Genomic DNA, 19,513 nt, shown 5'->3' on the forward strand with positions numbered 1-19,513 from the left:
CGTCGCCGTAGTCGCGGTCGGTCATGCTGGGCGAGGTCTGGCCGTCGCCCGCCTGCTGCCAGTCGCAGACGCCCTGCGAGAACAGCGCGGAGCTTGGTCAGCTGCTCGGGGGTGAGCGGGACCCCGTACTCCGTGGGATCGACCGCCTTGAGCCGGCACTTGACGACGTCGTCGCTGCGGGGCGCACCAGCGGCGATCCGGGGGTCGCCGCTGATGGGGTAGTCGTCCTTGCACGGGCCCTTGGCGTCGTAGATGCCGACCTTGCCGAGGGGTGCCTTGGCCCCGGCGGGGAGGCAGTTGTCGACCGCGTCGTCGGGTCGGGTGGCGCCGAGCACCTCTTGCCGGCTGCCGCCCCGGCCACCTTCGGCGATGGCGTCGAGCCACTCGGCGACGACGGCCACCGCCTCCGGCCCGGCCCCGCCGGCCGGCAGGTGGGCGGGGTCGCGCGTCCAGATCTGGAATCCGGGGGCCGCTTCGGCCGGCGCCCCGAAGGTGAGGCGGTCGCGCAGCGAGAAGGCGCGGAACCGGTCACGCACGTCGCCGTCCTTGTCGGACCAGAGGTCGACGTCGATGATCGGGATCTTGAGCTGGTCGCCGACGCCGGAGGAGATCCGGCCGTTCTCGTAGGCGGTCGCCGCGGCCTGCGGCGAGGTCTCGGTGCGCTCGGGCGTGATGGCGCCGTCTCGGTCGAAGCCGCCGATGGCGGTGTTCAGGGCGAGGAACTGGTCGAAGGAGATGGTGCCGGCCTTGACCGCCTCGAGCCCGTACTGGAGGCCGACGTTGTCGAGCGGGCGCTGGACCTGGCCGGCGCCGTCCCGGCCGAACTGGTTGGCGTTGGCGTCCTGGATGGTGCAGCGCAGGCCGCCGGGGTTGGTGGCGGCGTCGTAGATGGCGCTGGCGGCGATCTTGGGGTCGCAGCCGTCGGTCGGGTCGAGGAGGCCGCCGTAGCCCGCCTCCCACTGCTCGCAGGTGGACGGGGTGGCGTGGCCGTTGACCGCCGTGCGCTGGGCGGGCGTGAGGGCCTTGCCGGCGGCGCTGCGGTAGTAGTGGTCGAGCAGGATGCAGTCGGTGGCGCCGGCCAGGGTGCTGAGCACGTCCGGGAACGGGTCGAGGGCGACGATGGCGTCGACCAGGCCCGGGTAGTTCTGGGCGAGCAGGTGGAGCTGGGCGGCCCCGTTGCCGGTGCCCTCGCCGATGGTGTCGTCGAGCTCGCCGAACTCCTCGACCACCCGCTCCTTGACCATCATCGTGGTCTCGGCCGAGAGCACGTCGTTGCACTGCACGGCGCCGGTGTTGAACGACGCCGTGGCCACCGCGTAGCCCTGCCGCAGGTAGGCCGGGTCGAGCGCTTCGGTCGCAGCGGAGCCCTGGCCGAACGTGGTGCCGCACCCGTCGCCGAACCGGTAGATCAGGCGCTGGTTCCAGGCGGTCGGGCCGGTGGCGGGGCCGTCGGTGCCTGCGGCCGGGTCGGGGTCGAGGCTGGCGACCTCGTAGATCGAGCGGTTGATGACGCCGCGCTCGTAGCGGACGATGGCCGGCACCTGCTTGCCGCCGCGGACCGACGTGGTGGCCAGGTCGGCCGGGCGGTCGGTGGGCTTGGCCAGGTCCTTCACCTCGCCGGCCTTCGTGAGGTACTTCCACGAGACCTTCGTGGGAGCGCTGCAGTCGGCGTCGGTGGGCGCTCCCAGGCCGTTCTCCTCGGTGGAGCAGGCCAGCAGGGGCAGGTGCGGGCCCGAGATCATGGGGCCGGTGAGCGGGAACGTGGTGACGCGCTGCGTGACGGTGCCGTCCGGCCCGTTGGCGGTCAGGGTGTTGGTGCCCTCGACGAGGCCGGTGATGACGCCCTCGAGGTGGCCGTCGGACTCGCGGAGCTGGCTGGTGATGTCGGTGTCGCCCAGCTTCAGCCGCAGGTCGCCGACCGACTGGCCCTTGGCCGGCGTGACCCGGATGCGGGCATCGGGGCCCGAGGCGCGGTCGGGCTGGCTGGACAGGACCTCGATGCGCACCCCGTCCTGCACGGGCGACTCGTCGCCGGTGCCCGGGTCGCTCGAGCCGTCGGGGGTGGTGGTCGACGTGGTGGGGCCGCCGCTCGAGCGCGAGGTGGTGGTCGACGGGGTGTCGGCGCCCTGGTCAGAGGTGCACGAGGCGGCCAGCACGGCCATCGCGAGCAGGAGGACGACCACGGGGCCGGTGCGGGAGCGTCGAGCAGCCATCGCCGCCATTGTTCACGACGGCGGTGGCAGCCGGTGTTCGCCTGCCCGGCCCGGCGCGTGCGGACACCGACGCGCACCGTGCGAGACCGCCGTGCGGGCGGCGGCGCGGGCTGCGGTGCGGGCCGTGGTGCGGGCGCCTCGCGAGGGGCCGTGGTGCGGTTCGTGGGTCGGCCCTCGGGCGGTTGCCGGGCGGCCCTCCGGGCGGTCGGGTCCGGCGGGCGGCGTCGGGCACGCCGGTAGGGTGGTCGGGTGATGTCTGCTCCATCTGGCCCCTTCGCGTTCGGGGAGCCGTCGGTCCACGGCGGCACCGTCCGGCTGCCGTACGTGCTGGGCGCCGGGGCCTCTGCGCTCGAGCTGGTGGAGGAGGTCGAGCTGCCGTTCGACCTGCCCGACTCCGACGCCGTGCGCCGGGCCGTCCGGGCGCTGCACCTGGTGGCCGGTGTGTCGTACTACAAGTTGGTGGCGCCGACGCCGCTGCACGTGCCCGACCTCAGCCCCGCCGAGGCGGCGCTGGTGCGGCGCCTCTACGACGACGGGCTGCGGGAGTTCGCCTACCGCAACGGGATCGCCGTGCCGCTGCCGGTCGAGCTCGTCGCCGGTCCGGGGACCGACCGGGCGCCCGACGGCGAGGCTCCTGCCGATGCGGGTGGCGGTGCCGGTGTGGGTGCCGGAGTGGGCGCCGGTGCGAGTGGTCCGGGTCGGGCGGGCGGTGGTGCGGCCTCGGGGCTGGACGGCGCGCTGGTGCCGATCGGCGGGGGCAAGGACTCGGCGCTGGTGGCGGCGCTCGTGCCCGACGGCCAGCTCTTCGCGGTCAACCCGGTCGGGGCTCACGAGCACCTGGCCCAGGCGCTGGGCCGTCCGCTGGTGGCCGCCCGCCGGCGGCTCGATCCCCGGCTGCGGGAGCTCAACGCTGCGGGTGCACCGAACGGGCACGTCCCGGTCACCGCCATCACGTCGGCCATCTCGGTGCTCGCCGCCATCGGCCTCGGCCGCCGGGACGTGCTGATGGGCATCGAGCGCTCGGCCGACGAGCCCAGCCTGGTCACGCCGGACGGCACGCCGGTGAACCACCAGTTCTCCAAGAGCTACGAGGCGGAGCTCCTGCTGCGCGCCGTGTTCGAGCCGACCGGCGTGCGCTACCTGTCGCTGCTGCGGCCGCTCACGGAGCTGGCGATCGGCGCCGGGGTGGCTCGACGGGGCCTGGCGCCGGACATCGTGTCGTGCAACCGGGTCTTCACGGTGTGGAACGAGAACACGTCGAGCAAGGAGCAACGGGCGTGCGGCGAGTGCGCCAAGTGCCTGTTCACCTCGCTGATGGTGGCGCCGTCGTCGACGCCCGAGGCCATCGAGGCGCAGTACGGGCGGGCGCTGCTCGACGAGGTCGCCCACGTCGAGCCCACCCGCGAGCTCTGGTCGGCCGAGAAGCCGTTCGACTGCGTAGGGGAGCGGTTGGAGACGGCGGCGGCGGTGGTGCTGCTGGCGCGCACTGCCGGGTGGAGCCACCAGGCCGTCGTGGCGGCCCTGGCCGACGAGGCGGCGGGGCTGCTGGCGGCGGCAGGGGTCGATCCGGTCGAGTTCCTGGTGCTGTCGGAGCCGGATGTCGAGCTGCTGCCCGCCGAGTACCGGCCGGCGATCGCCGGGCTGGCGCCCGACCTCGCTGCGGTGCCCGGCCTGGCCGCGGCCGCGCGCTGAACCGGCTGCCGTGCGCATCGACGAGCTGAGCGGCCGACGGGTCGCGCTCCTCGGTCTGGGAGCCGACGTGCGGGCGGCCGTCCCGGCCATCCGGGCGGCGGGGCCGGCCGAGCTCGTGGCGGTCGAATCCGGCGCGGTCGGGCTGGCCGCGGCCGCGGCCGAAGGGCTCGCGGTCCGCTCGCTGGAGGAGGCGGCCGCGTCTGCCGAGGTGCTGGTCCGCTCGCCGGGCTTCCCCCGCTACCAGGCTGCGCTGGTGGCGGCGCTCGGCCGTGGGGCGAGGATGACGACCCCGCTCGACCTGTGGCTGGGCACCCATGGTGGTGGCCGGACGGTGGTCGGCATCACCGGGACCAAGGGCAAGTCGACGGTGACGGACCTCTTGGGGTCGTTGGCGGCGGAGGCCGGGCTGCGGGTCGGGTTGGCTGGCAACCTCGGGGTGCCGGTGTTCTCCGACGACTGGGACCACGGCGCACCGCTCATCGTGCTCGAGGTCTCCAGCTACCAGGCCGCTGACCTGCACCACGTGCCGGACGTGGCGGTGCTCACGTTCTTGTCCGAGGACCACCTCTCCTGGCACGGCGGGGTCGAGGCCTACGTGGCCGACAAGCTGCGGCTCCTGCAGAACGAGGCAGGGACGGCGGGCCTGGTCCTGCTGCCCGAAGACGGGGGTCGAGCGGCCGAGGCGGTGGCGGCGCTGGGGGTGGTGGGCGTGCAGGTGGTGCCAAGCCCTTCGGGCGGGGCGGGTGTGCCGTCGCACCGGGTGCAGAACGCGGCGCTCGCGGCAGCGGCGCTCGCGGCGGTCGGGGGGCCGGCGCTGTCCGACGAGGCGATCGTGGTGGCGGCGGGCCGCAGCTTGCCGGGGCGGCTCGACCGCTGCGACGGGCCGCCCGGCGTGCGCTGCTTCGACGACGCGCTGGCGTCCAACCCGTCGGCGACGGCGGCCGGGCTGCGGTGGCTGCGCGAGGAGGGTCGACCGACGATCGTGGTCCTGGGCGGGGCAGATCGGGGGGTCGACCCGGCGCCGTTGGCCGACGAGGCCGGGCGGTGGCCGGCGGGCCTGCTCCGGGCGGTGGTGGTGCCGGAGAACGGGGCGGCGCTGGCCGAGCGCTGCGGCATCGAGGTGGGTGCGACGGTCGGCGGTGTTGCCGAAGCGGTCGGCGCGGGGCTGGCCCTCTTGGAGCGGGCCGGCTCGATCGGCGGCGAGCCGGGCGGCGGAGGCGAGGGCGGGGGCGGCGCGCTGCTGTTCTCGCCCGCGGCGCCGACGGTGCCCGGCGAGGGCAACTGGGAGACGCGCTCGGCGGCGTTCCGTGCCGCCTGCGCTGCGGCGGCTCGCCCCGGCGGCTGAGGCCGCCAAACGCTCGACTGGTCGACCAGCGGATCGCCGATCGGCCACCCGGGCCTGCGATCGAGCCACGGCGACGGGGGCCGGACCGGGGTCGGGCGACCTGCGACGCAGACCCTCGCCCCACACGGAGCCGAGCGGATTGGCGCCGATTCTGCGCAGAATCGACGCCAATCGCGACGAGCGCGACCTTGGTGCGGGCGGGGGTGGAACGGGATCGGGGCACCACGTAGACCGCCGGACCCGCAGGACCTGTCACACCCCCTCGGCACCATTGGCGCCATGCCGAGCTCGCTCCGTTCGGCGCTCGGCCCGCCCAACGAGCGGCCCTCCGTCCTCCCTCCGCACCCGCACCCGCACCGAGGCCGCCGTGTTCCGCCGAGAGCACCCCCGCAACCCCCAGAACCCCCGTGATCCACGCAACCGGACCACCACCGGCCGGGTCTACGGCCGCAGCCTCGGACCCAACCGCTGGCTCGCCCGGCTGCCCGCCAAGACCCGCATCGAGCTGCAGACCCAGCGCGACGAGTGCCTGGCATCGGTCGCCAGCATCGATGCCGAGCTCGCCGTGCTCACCGAACGCCGCCTCGCCGCCCTCGCCACCACCGACGAGCTGCGCGAACGCCTCTGGCCCGTGGTCCCGGACCGCAAGGGTCGCCGCCCGCCCGCCGTGGGCCGGCCGCCGCTCCCACCCATCCCGGCCGGCGCCCGACCCGTCTTCGGCCACGACCTGCGGGCCACGGCGCTGGCCATCCTCCGCCGACACGGCATCCTCGAGCTGCCGGCCATCCACGCCTACCTGCACCACTACGGCTACCTGATCGATCGCCCCTACGCCACCAAGGTCCTGGCGGACGCCCTCGGCTACGAGGTGCGCTCCGGTCGTGCCATCCGCGTCTCCCGCGGCACCTACGCGGTCGATCCGGGGCATCGCTGGCCTCCCGGCCCGAACGTCGACGACCCGTTGGTGGACCAGGGCCTTGCCGCCGACCCGGCTCGCTGGCGGGGCCACCCCGGCTTCCAGGACCGCCCACCCGATCCGCCCTTCAGCGGCTGGGCCTGGGAGGCCGAGCAGGTGAGAGCCCAGAGCCGTCCTGTCGGTTCAGGGGTCGATCGTGCGAGCAGCGATGGCGGCGAACGCCGTTGCCGCCGCCGTGGTGCGGGGACCGGGGACGGCGTGCAGGACCCGTCCGTCCACGCGGGCGACGGGGTGCACGTCGCGGGTCGACGACGTGAGGAACGCCTCGGGAGCGGCCCGGAGGTCGTCGAGCGTGAGGTCGTCCCGCTCCACGACCTCGACGGCCTCGCAGACGAGGGCGCGCGTGACCCCCGGCAGGCAGCCCGAGGCCAGCGAGGGGGTGCACAGCACGCCGTCGACCACCAGGAAGACGTTCGACCCGGTGCCCTCGCACAGGATCCCCGCCGTGTTGGCCAGGACGGCCTCGTCGGCGCCGGCCCGGTGCGCCTCGGCCAGCGCCAACAGGCTGTCGAGGTACGAGGTGGTCTTGGCGCCGACGCTCGGGCTGCGCTCGTTGATCGCCCAACCGACCGTGATCACGTCGGTGGTCGGCTCCCAGGTCCGGCTGGGCCCGGCGGCCACGATCAGGGTCGGCTCCTGGCCTCCTCGGTCCGGCCCCAGCGGCCCGGCACCGCCGGTGACGGTGATGCGGAGCCGGCCCACGGCGCCATCGCCGAGCGGGTCGATGAGCGCGGCACCCACCGCCTTCGCGCACGCCGAGCGGATGAGGCTGTCGCCCCATGGCAGCGCGATCCCGATCAGCGCCGCGCTCCGCCGGAGCCGGGCCAGGTGCCGAGTGAGGGCGAACGGAGCGCCGTCGACGACCTTGCACGTCTCGTACACCCCGTCGCCCAGCAGCACGCCGCGATCGGTGGCCCCGATGCGCGCATCGGCAGCGGGCGCCACCGCTCCGTCGGTCCAGACCCAGGTGCTCATGGCCGACCATCCTGACCGGCGGCGGTGCCTCGGTCGGCGACCGACCTGCGGACTGCTTCGGTCGCCGAGCCGTCGGGTGGCCGGGCCCGGGCCCGGCCGTCCGCAGCCACGCCCACGGCCTCGGCCACGGCGGCAGGCAGGGGGTCGAGGCGCCCGTTGGCCACCACCTGCAGGAGCCGGCGCGCCTTGAGCTCGGTCTCGGCCCACTCGCCGCCGGGGTCGGAGTCCCAGGTGATCCCGCCGCCCGTGCCGAAGCGGATCTCGTCCTCCGTGAACCAGAAGGTGCGGATGGCGACGTTGAGGGAACCGACGCCCCGGTCGGCGTCGACCCAGCCCACCGCCCCGCAGTAGACCTCGCGTGCGGCGGGCTCGAGGGCGGCCACCTGCTCGAGGGCCGCCAGCTTCGGCGCACCGGTCACCGAGCCGGGCGGGAAGGTGGCGGCGATCGCGTCGGCCCACCCGAGCCCAGGTCGCAGCCGGCCCTCGACGGTCGAGACCAGGTGGGCGAGGCCGGGGTGCTCTTCGACCGCGCACAGCGCCGGCACGTCGACCGACCCCCACTCGCAGACCCGGCCCAGGTCGTTGCGCACGAGGTCGACGATCATCACGTTCTCGGCGCGGTCCTTGGCCAGGAACGACGAGGCGTCGGCGGCCGTCCCCTTGATCGGCGAGGACCAGACCCGATCGCCCGATCGTTCGAGGAACCGCTCGGGGGAGGCCGACGCCACGTGGATGCCCTGCGCGGGGAGGCGGACGACGGCGGAGAAGGGTGCCGGGTTGCCGTCGGCCAGCGCCGCTCCGAGCGCTGCCACGTCGGCGCCCTGGGGGAGTGGCGCGGCCAGCACCCGGGTGAGGTTGACCTGGTAGACGTCGCCACGCCCGATGGCGGCGCGGACGGCCTCCACGCCCCGCTCGAAGCCGGCTCGGTCGAGCGAGGATCGCCACGCACCGGCCGGCACGCCCACCCACGGCCTGCCGCGCCAGGGGGCGCGCCGGCTGGGCCCGCTCGAACCGGGCACAGACGGGCGGGCCCGTGAACGGCAGCACCACGGCCCAGAGGCCGCGGCCGTCGAGGGCGGTGAGGTCGTCGGTGACGTCGCGCAAGCCCGTGAGCAACCGGTCGCCGACGACGGCGAGCGGGGGAGCAGGGGATGCGGCGGCCACCGGCCGAGCGTAGGACCCTGGCCCGCCTCCGAGGCCCGGCCGCCTCTCGGTCCTGGAGGGGACCCACAGGTACAGTCGCCCCCGATGGACTTCGACTTCAGCGACGAGACCGAGCAGTTCCGGAAGGTGGTCCGCGACTTCGCCGAGACCGCCGTCGCCCCCCACGCCGAGGCGTGGGATCGCGACCACACCTTCCCCACCGACGTGATCCTGGCCATGGGCGAGCTGGGGCTGTTCGGGCTCCCGTTCCCCGAGGAGTACGGCGGCTCGGGATCGGACTTCACCACCTTCTGCGTGGCCATCGAAGAGCTCGCACGGGTGGACCAGTCGGTCGCCATCACCCTCGAGGCCGGCGTGGGCCTCGGAGCCAACCCCATCTTCCAGTTCGGCACCGAGGAGCAGAAGCAGACCTGGCTGCCCGACCTGTGCGCCGGCCGGACGCTCGGCGGCTTCGGCCTCACCGAGCCCGAGGCCGGCAGCGATGCCGGCGGGACCCGCACCCGGGCGGCGTTCGACGACGCCACCGGCGAGTGGGTGCTCAACGGCGAGAAGGCGTTCATCACCAACTCCGGGACCGACATCACGTCGATCGTCACGGTCACGGCGCGCACCGATGCGCCCGGGAGCGCCGGCAAGCCGGAGATCTCGACGATCATCGTGCCGGCCGGGACCCCGGGCTTCGAGGTCCAGCCGCCCTACCGGAAGATGGGCTGGCACGCCTCGGACACCCACGGCCTGACCTTCACCGACTGCCGGGTCCCGTCGGACCACCTGCTCGGCGAGCGCGGCCGCGGGTTCGCCAACTTCCTGGCGATCCTCGACGACGGACGGGTGGCCATCGCCGCCCTGGCGGTGGGCGTGATCCAGGCCTGCCTGGAGCAGAGCGTCCAGTACGCCAAGGACCGCAATGCCTTCGGCAAGCCGATCGGGTCGTACCAGGCGGTGGCCTTCAAGTGCGCCGACCTGGCGGTCATGGCCGAGCAGGCACGGAACCTCACCTACCACGCTGCGTGGCTGAAGGACGTCGGCCGCCCCTTCAAGCAGGAGGCGGCCATGGCGAAGCTCTACGCCACCGAGGCGGCGGTCACCGCCACCCGGGAGGCCACGCAGATCTTCGGCGGCTACGGGTTCATCGACGAGACCCCCGTGGCCCGCCACTACCGCGACGCGAAGATCCTCGAGATCGGTGAGGGCACCTCCGAGGTCCAGCGGATGATCATCGCCCGAGGGCTCGGCCTCCCGATGTAGCCCGGGGCGCGATTGGCACCGATTCTGCGCAGAATCGGCGCCAATCGCCCCGCCTGGGTGGTGCCGAGGCGCGCTGGTACGCTCACCCGCCATGTCCGCACGCTCCGCCGGCGGTCGGCTGCGGCGAACCTGGCCCCAACGACTGCTCATCTCGTTCAACGTGGCGTGCATCGTCGTGGCGCTCGTGGGTGCCGGCGCCGTGGCCTACGCCAAGCGGTCCGTCTCGCAGATCCACCGCCAGTACGAGATCAAGTCGAGCGACATCGAGACGGCGGAGAACCTCCCGCCGGGCGCCCCGCAGAACTTCCTCATCGTCGGCGTCGACTCCGACGAGGGCCTGTCCGCCGACGACCCCGTCCGCGACGGCCGCGACTCCGGCTCCGAGGCCGCCGGCGGCCTCCGGTCCGACACGATCATGGTCGTCCGCATCGACCCCGGCGAGACCAAGGCCCGCATCCTCTCGTTCCCCCGGGACCTCTGGGTCGACATCCCCGGCCACGGCAAGAACCGCATCAACTCCGCCATCCAGTACGGCGCGGACAGCGGGGCGGCGCTGCTGATAAAGACCCTGAAGACCAACTTCGACATCAGCATCAACCACTACGTGCAGGTCGACTTCGCCGGCTTCAAGAGCCTGGTCCAGCAGATCGGCGGCGTGAACGTGTACCTGTCGAACCCGGTGCGCGACGGCCGCTCGGGCCTGAACCAGCCGAACGCCGGCTGCGTCCTGCTCGACAAGGACCAGGCGCTGGCCTACGCGCGCAGCCGCCACCTGCAGTACCAGAACGCCAACGGCCGCTGGGTCGGCGACCCGACCTCCGACCTCGGCCGCATCGAGCGCCAGCAGGACTTCGTGCAGCGCGTGATCCGCAGAGCCATCGAGCGCGGGGCCAAGAACCCCGCCACGCTCGCCCGCATGGTGAACACCGGCACCAAGAACATCACCCTGGACCCGTTCACCACCGGCCAGGACCTCATCAACCTGGGCAAGACGTTCAAGAACTACGACCCCGACACGCTGGCCACCGACACCCTCCCGGTGGTCGACGCGGTCCGGGGCGGCGCCGACGTGCTCGACCTGGTCACCCCCAAGGCCGAGCCGATCCTGGCCGCCTACCGCGGTACCGGTGCCACCGACGGGTCCGACATCGAGCCGTCGAGCGTCAACGTCGCCGTCATCAACGGCACCCGCAAGCTCAACCAGGGAGCCGACACCACCGCCGCGCTCGCCGCCCGCGGCTTCCAGACCGTCGCCCCGGCTCCTGACACCGACGTCCTGCGCACCGAGGTGCGCTACGCGCCCGGCCAGGAGGGCGAGGCCATGCTCGTCGCCCGCTACCTGGTGGCCGACCCCACCCTGGTGCCGGTCGCCGACGCCGACGAGATCACCGTCGTGACCGGCCCGGACTTCCTGTCGGTGGCCGACTCGCCCCGCCCGGCCGACGAGATCGCCACCACCACGACCTCCACGACGTCGACCACCTCGACCACCTCCACGACCACGTCGACCACCACGCCGGGCACCGGCGCCACGACCACCACGGTCGATCGCACCCAGGACGACGAGGGCGGCCCCGTCGGCTACCTGCCGGGCACCCCGCCCGACGGCGAGTCCTGCGGCTGACCGATCGCGGGGCCCCGAGGGGCTCGGCACTACGCTCGTACGCCACATGACCGAGACCGGGGAAGCAGCAGTGGGAAGCAAGATCGCGATCATCGGGACCGGCTACGTGGGGCTCACCACCGGCGCCTGCCTGGCCCACCTCGGCCACACCGTCGTCTGCGCCGACGTCGTGCAGGCCAAGGTCGACTCGCTCAGCAAGGGCGAGGTCCCGATCCTCGAGGCCGGGCTCGACGAGCTGGTGGCCGAGGGCATCGCCGCCGGCCGGCTGTCGTTCGTGATGGGCGCCAAGAACGCCGTCACCGAGGCCGAGTTCGTCTACCTGTGCCTGCCCACCCCGCAGGGCGCCGACGGCGCCGCCGACCTGTCCTACATCCAGAGCGCGGCGGCCGAGATCGGCCCGCACGTGCTGGCCGACGCCGTGGTCATCAACAAGTCGACCGTGCCCGTGGGCTCGGTCGGCGAGGTCGAGAAGGCCCTGGGCCGCCCGGACGTGCACGTGGTGTCGAACCCGGAGTTCCTCCGGGAGGGCACCGCGGTCCAGGACTTCCTGCACCCCGACCGCGTGGTCATCGGCGGCCGTGACGAGGGCGCCGCCAAGCGGGTCGGCGACCTCTACGCCAAGCTCGAGGCCCCCACGCTGGTCACCGACCCCGCCTCGGCCGAGACCATCAAGTACGCCTCGAACGCCTTCCTCGCCACCAAGATCAGCTTCGTCAACGCCATCGCCGCGGTGTGCGAGGCCGTGGGCGCGGATGTCGCCGACGTGGTCGAGGGCATGGGCTTCGACACGCGCATCGGCAGCGCCTTCCTCAACCCCGGCCCGGGTTGGGGCGGCAGCTGCTTCCCCAAGGACTCCCACGCGCTGGTGCGGATCGCCGAGAACGCCGGCTACACCTTCGGCCTCCTGCGGGCCGTGGTGGCCGTCAACGAGGAGCAGTTCGGTCGGGTGGCCAACAAGGTCAGCCGCCTGGCGGGCGGCTCGCTCGAGGGCAAGACCGTCGCCGTCTGGGGCGTCACCTTCAAGGCCCTCACCGACGACCTGCGCGACTCCCCGGCGCTCAACATCATCGCCCGGCTCCGCGAGCAGGGCGCCACCATCCGGGCCTACGACCCGTCCGACCAGGACCCCTCCGATGCCCGCCTGGCCGGCATCGAGCTGGTGGCCGATCCGCTCGAAGCGGCCACCGGCGCCGACGTCCTGGCGGTGCTCACCGAGTGGCCCGAGTTCGCCGAGGTCGACCTCGGCCGGCTCGCCGAGGTCATCGGCGCCAAGAACGTGGTCGACGCCCGCAACCTGCTCGACCGGGACGACCTGAAGGCCCGGGGCTTCACCTACGAGGGCATCGGGCGCTCCTGATGGGACGGGTCGTCGTCACCGGCGGGGCCGGCTTCCTGGGGTCGCACATCTGCCACCGGCTGCTCGACCGCGGCGACGAGGTCGTCTGCCTCGACAACCTGATCACCGGCTCGCTCTCGAACATCGCCGACCTGTTCGGCCGCCGGGGCTTCGCCTTCGTCGAGCACGACGTCAGCACCTACGTCTGGGTGCCCGGCGACGTCGACGCCGTGCTGCACTTCGCCAGCCCCGCGTCGCCCATCGACTTCGAGCGCATCCCGATCCAGATCCTGAAGGTCGGCAGCCTCGGCACCCACAACGCACTCGGCTTGGCCAAGGCCAAGGGCGCCCGCTTCTTCCTGGCCTCCACCAGCGAGGTCTACGGCGACCCGCAGGTCCACCCGCAGCCCGAGAGCTACTGGGGCAACGTCAACCCCATCGGTCCCCGGGGCGTCTACGACGAGGCCAAGCGCTTCGCCGAGGCCATGACCATGGCGTACCACCGCCACCACGGGCTCGACGTCCGCATCGTGCGCATCTTCAACACCTACGGGCCCCAGATGCGCGTCGACGACGGCCGCTCGGTGAGCAACTTCATCGTGCAGGCGCTGCGGGGCGAGCCCATCACCGTCTTCGGCGACGGCACCCAGACGCGCAGCTTCTGCTACGTCGACGACGAGGTCCGCGGCTTCCTGGCCCTGCTGGACTCCGACGTCGTCGGGCCCACCAACATCGGCAACCCGCACGAGTACACGATCCTGGAGCTGGCCGAGGCGGTCATCGACGTGACCGGCTCGTCGTCGGAGATCGTGTTCCGGCCGCTGCCCGTCGACGACCCCATGCAGCGCAAGCCCGACATCACCCGCGCCGTCGAGAAGCTCGGCTGGCAGCCCGAGGTCGACCTGCGCGCCGGCATCGAGAAGACCGCGGCCTACTTCGCCCAGGCCCTCGCCGACCAGGCGGCCGCCGCCGCTGCCGACCAGGCCTGAGCCCGGCCGTCAGCGGCCGGGGCAGGTCGAGCGGGCCTCGGCGGAGCCCTCGAAGCGCTGCTCCAGCCACGCCAGCCCCTGCTTGAACGCCTCCGGGGCCGCCCCCACGTGGGTGCCGCCGCCGACCAGCACGCGACGCTCGACCACCTGCCCGAGCCCGCACATGCGGTCGAACAGCCGCCCGCTCAGCGCCACGGGCACGGTGTCGTCCTGGTCGCTGTGGATGATGAGGATCGGGTCGTCGACCTTGGCCCGGCCGGGGTCGTTCTCCCGGGGCAGGGTGGTCCACGGGCCGGCCTTGGCCCGGTCGGCCCGCAGGAGCTCGGCGTCGGGGATGCCCCCGACGGCCCGGAACACGTCCCGCGTGCAGCCCTTGTCGACCGCGTCGAGCAGGCCGACGCCCTTCGGGGTCAGGTACAGAGACGGGTCGGCCTGCGGGTACGCAGCGGCGTAGCCGGCGATCATCATGAGCTTGAAGCCGTCGGGGGCGCCCGCCAGGATCAGGCCCATCTCGGTGGCCGGCGCCCCGGCGAAGGTGCCCACCAGCTCCAGGTCGGGCGTCCAGGACTTCGCCAGCTGGCCGGCCCACAGGGCGCCGTGGCCGCCCTGGGAGTAGCCGGCGATGGCCAGGCGCGACCCTGGGTCGGCGGCGGGCAGGGCCCCGGCCGCGACGATGGCGTCGAGGGTGCCGCGGCCCTCGCTGGGGCCCACCAGGTAGGGGTGGCGACCGGGGGTGCCGAGGCCCTCGTAGTCGGTCGCCGCGATCAGCCAGCCCGCCTCGACCTGGTCGGCCATCAGGTCGAGCTCGCCTGCAGGCGCCTTGGACGGGGCGCACTCGTCGGCGATCCCCGACGTGCCGTGGGCGACCGCCAGCAGCGGGCGGCCCCCCTCGGGCGCTGCCGCCTTCGGGACGAGCACCGTGCCGGTCACGGCGATGGCGTCGCCCTCGAGCGACTCCGACAGGTACATGATCCGGTAGGTGTCGGCGCCGGCGACGACGGTGGGCGTGACCGGCTGGTAGCGCACCAGCGTGCCGTGATCGCCCGTCGGCAGGGGATCGGGCGGGGCGTAGAAGTCGCTGCCGGTGAACGGCTCGAGCGCGGCCGGGGCGGTGGTCGACGTGGTCGACCGGCCGGTCGAGGACGACGACGGGGCCGTGCTGGTTGTCGTCGAGGTGCCGTCGGAGCCGGCGTCGGAGCTGCTGCCGGAGCAGCCGGCGACCACCAGGGCGAAGGCGACGGCGAGGCCGGCGGCAGCCCGGACCGGGCGGGATCGGCGGGACGGATGGGCGAGGCGCAGGTGACCGGGGGTGTCGGGGAGCATCACCTGCAGGTCTAGCGGTCGCGCTCCTCGGCTTCGGCGCGGTTGGCGAGGAACCACTCGACGGTGGCCTTCAGGCCGTCGGCGAAGTCGGTGGAGGCGACGAAGCCGAACCGCTCGCGGGCCCGGCTGTTGTCGGCGCGGCGGCGGGGCTGGCCGTCGGGCTTCGACGGGTCCCACCGCAGCTCACCGGTGAAGCCGGTGGCCTCCGCCACGTGGCCGACCAGCTCGACGATGGGCATCTCCTGGTCGCTGCCGAGGTTGACCGGGTCACCGTCGTCGTAGTGCTCGGCGGCCAGCACGATGCCCCGGGCCGCGTCGTCGACGTAGAGGAACTCACGGCTGGCCGAGCCCGTGCCCCACAGCTCGATGTGGTCGGCGCCGGCCTCGACGGCGTCGACGCACTTCTTCACCAGCGCCGGGAGCACGTGGCTCACCGCCGGGTGGAACTTGTCGCCGGGGCCGTAGAGGTTGGTGGGGACGAGGTAGATGACGTCCTGGCCGTACTGCTCGCGGGCGGTCTGGGCGTGCACCAGCTGGGCCAGCTTGGCGATGCCGTACGGCGCGTTGGTCTCCTCCGGGTAGCCGCCCCACAACGACTCCTCGCGGAACGGGACCGGCGGCTCCTTCGGGTACGAGCAGACCGTGCCGATCATCACCGTCTTGGCGACGTCGTGGGCCCGGGCCTCCTCGAGGACGTAGGTGCCCATCAGCAGGTTGTCGATGTAGAGCTCGGCGGGGTGGACCTGGTTGTAGCCGATGCCCCCGACCTTGGCGGCGAGGTGGATGACCAGGTCCGGGCGGGTGGTGGCGAACAGCTCGGCGGTGGCGCCCCGGTCGGTGAGGTCGGACTCGGCGCTGCGGGGGACGATGATCGCCCCGGCCCCGGCCGCCTCGAGCTGGGCGACCACCGCTCGTCCCACGAAGCCGCTGCCGCCTGTCACCAGCACGCGGCGGTCGGTCCAGAAGTCCGTCATGCAGGTGATCGTACCGACCCGCCGCAACCCGCCCGGTGCCGGGTGCGCCGGTGGCGACCGGCCAGACTCTGGGGGTGGATCGCAGGCGCCGCGTGGCCGTCACCGTCGAGCAGTGCTGGCACCGGGTGCCCGGGGGGACCGCCACGGCCACGCTCGGCACCCTCGCCGCGCTGGCCGATCGCTCGGACCTGGAGCTCGTCGGCGTCGCCGCCCGCCACGCCGGGCCGGCACCGGCCGCCTTCCGACCGCCCATCGAGGTGCGCCACCTGCCGCTGCCCCGCCTGGCGCTCTACGAGTCCTGGCACGGGCTGCGGTGGCCGAAGGTCGAGCGGGCCACCGGGCCGGTCGACGTGGTCCACGCCACCGCCATCGCCGTGCCGCCCTGCGAGGCCCCGCTGGTCATGACCATCAACGACCTCGCGTTCCTCGCCGACGCCAGCCAGGCCACCCGCCACGGCAACCGCTTCTTCCGGCGGGGCACGGAGCTGGCCCGTCGCCACGCCCGCCTGGTCCTGGTGCCGTCGGAGGCGACGGCGGCGGAGTGCCGCGACGCGGGGTTCGACCCCGACGTCATCCGCCTGGTGCCCTACGGCGTGGTGGCGCGAGAGGTCGGCGAGACCGACGTGGCGGCCCTGCGCTCGCGGCGCGGCCTGTCGCGCCCGTACGTGCTCTTCGTCGGCACCGTCGAGCCCCGCAAGAACCTGGCTGCCGTCGCCGGGGCCATGGCCGGCCTCGCCGGCCGCGGCGTCGACCTCGTGCTGGTGGGCCCCGATGGCTGGAACGAGGACCTGAAGGCCCGCTTGGCGCCGCTCTCGGGAACCGACGTGGCGGTGCACCGGCTGGGCTTCGTGCCGGCCGACGAGCTCCCTGCCCTCTACGCCGGCGCCGCGGCGTTCTGCTACCCGAGCCTCCGGGAGGGCTTCGGCCTGCCGGTGCTCGAGGCCATGGCCCACGGCGCGCCGGTGGTGACGTCTTCGACCACGTCCACCGCCGAGGTGGCGGGCGACGGCGCGCTGCTCGTGGAGCCCACCGACCACGGCGCGGTCCGAGACGCCCTGGTCCGCCTCCTCGACGATGCCGAGCTGGCCGAGGACCTGCGGGACCGGGGCCGGAAGCGGGCGGCCACCTACACCTGGGAGCGAACCGCCGAGCTCACCGCTGCGGCCTACGCCGAGGCCGCCCCGTGAGCGGGCCCACCGGCGCCACCGGCCCGGGCCGCACCACCCGGATCGGCGTGAACCTGCTGTGGCTGGTCCCCGGCGTGGTCGGCGGGAGCGAGGAGTACACCACCCGGCTGCTGCGGGCGTTCGCCGAGCGGGCCCCGTCGGACCTGCACCTCACCCTGTTCGCCCTGGCCCCCTTCGCCGAGGCCCACCCGGACCTGGTGGCGGCGTTCCCCACCGTCACCAGCCGGCTCGACGGTCGCCGCAAGCCCGAGCGGGTGGCGGCCGAGGCCACGTGGCTGGCGCGCGAGGCCGCCCACCGCAACCTCGACCTGCTCCACCACGCCGGTGGGGTCATCCCGCCCGGTCCCGGCGTGGCCCGCATCCCGGCGGTGCTCACCATCCACGACCTGCAACCCCTGGTGATGGCCGAGAACTTCTCGTCGGTCAAGCGGCGATGGCTCGGCACGATGCTGCCCCGCTCCGCTCGCCGGGCCCGCGTGGTGCTGACCCCGAGCGAGCCGGCGTCGCAGTCCGTGGTCGACCTGCTGGGGGTGCCCGAGGGCCGGGTGCGCACCGTGCCCCACGGGGTGGAGCCGTCGCCAGTGGTGCCCGACGCGACGCAGGACGAGGTCCGCCAGCGCTACCGGCTGGGCGAGCGCGCCGTGCTGTACCCGGCGATCACCTATCCGCACAAGGACCACCTCACGCTGGTCCGCGCCTTCGCCCGCCTCGCCGCCGACCGGCCCGACCTCACCCTGGTGCTCACCGGAGGTGCCGGCCCCAGCGAGGGCGAGGTCGTCGGCGCCATCCGCCACGCCGGCATCGGCGACCAGATCCGCCGCACCGGTCGCGTCCAGTGGAGCGACCTGGACGCCCTCTACGCCCTGGCCGCCGCCGTCGCGGTGCCGAGCCGGTTCGAGGGCTTCGGCGCGCCGGCGCTGGAGGCGATGGCCGCGGGCGCGCCGCTCGTTGCCGCCGATGCCACCGCACTGCCCTGGGTGGTGGGCGACGGCGGGCTGCTGGTCCCGCCCGGCGCCGTCGACGCCTGGGCCGAGGCGCTGGCGGGGGTGCTGGACGACCCCGTCGAGTCCGAGCGCCTGCGGGCGGCCGGCCGGGCCCGAGCCGCCACGTTCACCTGGGATCGGGCCGCCACCGCGCTGGAGGCCGGGTACCGCGCTGCGCTCGTCGCGAGCGAAGATGGAGCGCCATGAACCTGCTCGTCCTGTGCCCGCACTTCGCGCCCGACCTGGCGCCCACCGGCGAGGTCATGACCCAGATCGCCGAGCAGCTGGTGGCCCGGGGCCACCGGCTCCACGTGGTCACCTCCCTGCCCTGGTACCAGCACCACGCCATCGAGCCGGGCTGGGGCGGCCGGGCCGTGCGCCACGACGACACCGAGTGGGGACGCATCACCCGGGTCCACCCGTTCCCCACCGACAAGCGCAACATCCCGGCGCGGGCCCTCGGCTTCGCCGGCTTCACCGCCCTGACCGGGCTGGCGGGCCTCGTCTCGCGCAGCCGGCCCGACGTGGTGTTGGCCATGTCGCCGCCGCTGACGCTGGGCGCAGCCGGCTGGGCCGCCGCCCGGGCCCACCGGGTCCCGTTCGTCTTCAACATCCAGGACGTCTTCCCCGACGTGGCCGTCGAGCTGGGGGCGCTCACCAACCCCAAGGTCATCGCCGCGGCGTCGTTCGTCGAGCGCGAGACCTACCTCCGGGCCGATGCCGTCACCGTCCTCTCCGAGGACCTCAAGGACAACGTCGCCGCCAAGATCGCCGGACGGCGGGGGACGGCGGGGCACGCCGACAAGGTCCGGGTCATCCCGAACTTCATCGACACCGACTGGATCCGCCCCGGCGAGCGCGAGAACGCCTATCGGCGCGAGCACGGCCTCGAGGGCAAGACCGTCGTGATGTACGCCGGGAACGTCGGCCTGTCGCAGTCGCTCGACCTGGTGCTCGCCGCCGCCACCCACCTCGCTCACGACCCCCAGGTCGTGTTCGTCGTCAACGGCGGGGGATCGGCGCTCGCCGGGCTCCAGCAGGCGGCCGCCGGCATGGACAACGTGCGCTTCGTGGGCATGCAGCCCAAGGCCCGGCTGCCGGAGGTGGCTGCCGCGGCCGACCTCCACGTGGTGCCGCTGCGCACCGGGCTGGCCCGCTCCAGCGTGCCGTCGAAGCTCTACACCATCCTCGCCGCTGGCCGGCCGGTGGTCGCCTCGGTCGACCGGGGCACCGAGGTGGCCCGCACCGTCGAGCAGGCCGGGGCCGGCCTGGCGGTGCCGCCGGACGACGCCGAGGCGTTCACCAAGGCCATCGAGCGGCTGGTCCAGGCGCCCGCCGAGGCGACGGCGATGGGCGCCGCCGGCCGCCGGTTCGTGGAGCGCTGGGCCTCGCCGGCCGCGGTGGCCGAGGCCTACGACGCGCTCTTCGAGGAGCTCCGCAGCGGCCGTTGAGCGCTCGCCTGGTCTGCCGGTCGCCCGGTGGGC

Annotated in this window: 12 protein-coding genes and 2 pseudogenes; 9 read left to right on the forward strand and 5 right to left on the reverse strand. The window is 74.0% G+C overall.

Annotation, left to right across the window (positions count from 1 at the left end):
* Window positions 1–137 precede the first annotated feature (137 nt).
* Window positions 138–2,222, reverse strand: a pseudogene (locus KSP35_RS23810) (DUF6351 family protein); the annotation flags it as partial.
* Between the two features lie 243 nt (window positions 2,223–2,465).
* Here KSP35_RS23810 and KSP35_RS00790 point away from each other — a divergent pair.
* Together KSP35_RS00790 and KSP35_RS00795 are read left to right on the forward strand one after the other, a co-directional pair.
* A complete protein-coding gene (locus tag KSP35_RS00790) occupies window positions 2,466–3,905 on the forward strand; it encodes a hypothetical protein (RefSeq protein WP_216998355.1) in 1,440 nt (479 codons plus the stop codon).
* 10 nt (window positions 3,906–3,915) lie between these two features.
* Complete coding sequence (locus KSP35_RS00795) at window positions 3,916–5,250, forward strand: Mur ligase family protein (RefSeq protein WP_216998356.1); 1,335 nt, start codon at window positions 3,916–3,918, stop codon at window positions 5,248–5,250.
* 1,099 nt (window positions 5,251–6,349) lie between these two features.
* Here the strand turns inward: KSP35_RS00795 and KSP35_RS00800 are convergent.
* Both KSP35_RS00800 and KSP35_RS00805 read right to left on the reverse strand, forming a co-directional pair.
* Window positions 6,350–7,201 (reverse strand): aminotransferase class IV, encoded by an 852-nt coding sequence (locus KSP35_RS00800; protein ID WP_216998357.1) that lies wholly within the window; start codon window positions 7,199–7,201, stop codon window positions 6,350–6,352.
* A pseudogene (locus tag KSP35_RS00805) lies at window positions 7,198–8,365 on the reverse strand (anthranilate synthase component I family protein). The gene KSP35_RS00800 and the pseudogene KSP35_RS00805 overlap by 4 nt, the downstream one beginning before the upstream one ends.
* 84 nt (window positions 8,366–8,449) lie before the next feature.
* On the opposite strand from KSP35_RS00805, the gene KSP35_RS00810 reads away from it, so the two are divergent.
* The 4 genes from KSP35_RS00810 to KSP35_RS00825 all read left to right on the forward strand — a co-directional run bounded on the left by KSP35_RS00810 (window position 8,450) and on the right by KSP35_RS00825 (window position 13,562).
* Window positions 8,450–9,613: an acyl-CoA dehydrogenase family protein gene (locus KSP35_RS00810; RefSeq protein ID WP_216998359.1), complete on the forward strand. Its 1,164-nt coding sequence runs from the start codon at window positions 8,450–8,452 to the stop codon at window positions 9,611–9,613.
* A gap of 91 nt (window positions 9,614–9,704) precedes the next feature.
* On the forward strand, window positions 9,705–11,237 hold the full coding sequence (locus KSP35_RS00815; protein WP_216998360.1) for an LCP family protein: 1,533 nt from the start codon (window positions 9,705–9,707) through the stop codon (window positions 11,235–11,237).
* A gap of 46 nt (window positions 11,238–11,283) precedes the next feature.
* Window positions 11,284–12,594 carry a UDP-glucose/GDP-mannose dehydrogenase family protein gene (locus tag KSP35_RS00820; RefSeq protein ID WP_216998361.1) on the forward strand — a complete coding sequence of 437 codons (1,311 nt, stop codon included), beginning with the start codon at window positions 11,284–11,286 and terminating at the stop codon, window positions 12,592–12,594.
* Window positions 12,594–13,562, forward strand: coding sequence for a UDP-glucuronic acid decarboxylase family protein (locus KSP35_RS00825; protein ID WP_216998362.1), 969 nt, complete (start codon window positions 12,594–12,596; stop codon window positions 13,560–13,562). Before KSP35_RS00820 ends, KSP35_RS00825 begins: the two co-directional genes overlap by 1 nt.
* A 9-nt stretch (window positions 13,563–13,571) precedes the next feature.
* Here the strand turns inward: KSP35_RS00825 and KSP35_RS00830 are convergent, their stop codons facing one another.
* Window positions 13,572–14,885: a lipase family protein gene (locus KSP35_RS00830; RefSeq protein WP_216998363.1), complete on the reverse strand. Its 1,314-nt coding sequence runs from the start codon at window positions 14,883–14,885 to the stop codon at window positions 13,572–13,574.
* Window positions 14,886–14,896: 11 nt separating this feature from the next.
* Window positions 14,897–15,859: a GDP-L-fucose synthase gene (locus KSP35_RS00835; protein ID WP_254126919.1), complete on the reverse strand. Its 963-nt coding sequence runs from the start codon at window positions 15,857–15,859 to the stop codon at window positions 14,897–14,899.
* A gap of 74 nt (window positions 15,860–15,933) precedes the next feature.
* On the opposite strand from KSP35_RS00835, the gene KSP35_RS00840 reads away from it, so the two are divergent.
* Genes KSP35_RS00840 through KSP35_RS00850 form a run of 3 tightly spaced genes read left to right on the forward strand, consistent with a single transcriptional unit; the run spans window position 15,934 to window position 19,480 of the window.
* On the forward strand, window positions 15,934–17,046 hold the full coding sequence (locus tag KSP35_RS00840) for a glycosyltransferase family 1 protein (RefSeq protein ID WP_216998364.1): 1,113 nt from the start codon (window positions 15,934–15,936) through the stop codon (window positions 17,044–17,046).
* On the forward strand, window positions 17,043–18,236 hold the full coding sequence (locus KSP35_RS00845) for a glycosyltransferase family 1 protein (protein ID WP_216998365.1): 1,194 nt from the start codon (window positions 17,043–17,045) through the stop codon (window positions 18,234–18,236). The genes KSP35_RS00840 and KSP35_RS00845 overlap by 4 nt, the downstream gene beginning before the upstream one ends.
* Window positions 18,233–19,480, forward strand: a complete 1,248-nt coding sequence (locus KSP35_RS00850; RefSeq protein WP_216998366.1) for a glycosyltransferase family 4 protein — start codon at window positions 18,233–18,235, stop codon at window positions 19,478–19,480. Before KSP35_RS00845 ends, KSP35_RS00850 begins: the two co-directional genes overlap by 4 nt.
* Window positions 19,481–19,513 lie beyond the last annotated feature (33 nt).

Source organism: Aquihabitans sp. G128 (genome assembly GCF_019048865.1).
In the GTDB taxonomy this organism is placed as follows: Bacteria; Actinomycetota; Acidimicrobiia; order Acidimicrobiales; family Iamiaceae; genus Aquihabitans.

Bases quoted from the DNA above. Each gene is read 5' to 3' on its own strand.
- KSP35_RS00790 (WP_216998355.1), top strand. From the start codon at position 2,466: ATGTCTGCTCCATCTGGCCCCTTCGCGTTCGGGGAGCCGTCGGTCCAC.
- KSP35_RS00800 (WP_216998357.1), bottom strand. From the start codon at position 7,201: ATGAGCACCTGGGTCTGGACCGACGGAGCGGTGGCGCCCGCTGCCGAT.
- KSP35_RS00810 (WP_216998359.1), top strand. From the start codon at position 8,450: ATGGACTTCGACTTCAGCGACGAGACCGAGCAGTTCCGGAAGGTGGTC.
- KSP35_RS00815 (WP_216998360.1), top strand. From the start codon at position 9,705: ATGTCCGCACGCTCCGCCGGCGGTCGGCTGCGGCGAACCTGGCCCCAA.
- KSP35_RS00820 (WP_216998361.1), top strand. From the start codon at position 11,284: ATGACCGAGACCGGGGAAGCAGCAGTGGGAAGCAAGATCGCGATCATC.
- KSP35_RS00825 (WP_216998362.1), top strand. From the start codon at position 12,594: ATGGGACGGGTCGTCGTCACCGGCGGGGCCGGCTTCCTGGGGTCGCAC.
- KSP35_RS00830 (WP_216998363.1), bottom strand. From the start codon at position 14,885: ATGCTCCCCGACACCCCCGGTCACCTGCGCCTCGCCCATCCGTCCCGC.
- KSP35_RS00835 (WP_254126919.1), bottom strand. From the start codon at position 15,859: ATGACGGACTTCTGGACCGACCGCCGCGTGCTGGTGACAGGCGGCAGC.
- KSP35_RS00850 (WP_216998366.1), top strand. From the start codon at position 18,233: ATGAACCTGCTCGTCCTGTGCCCGCACTTCGCGCCCGACCTGGCGCCC.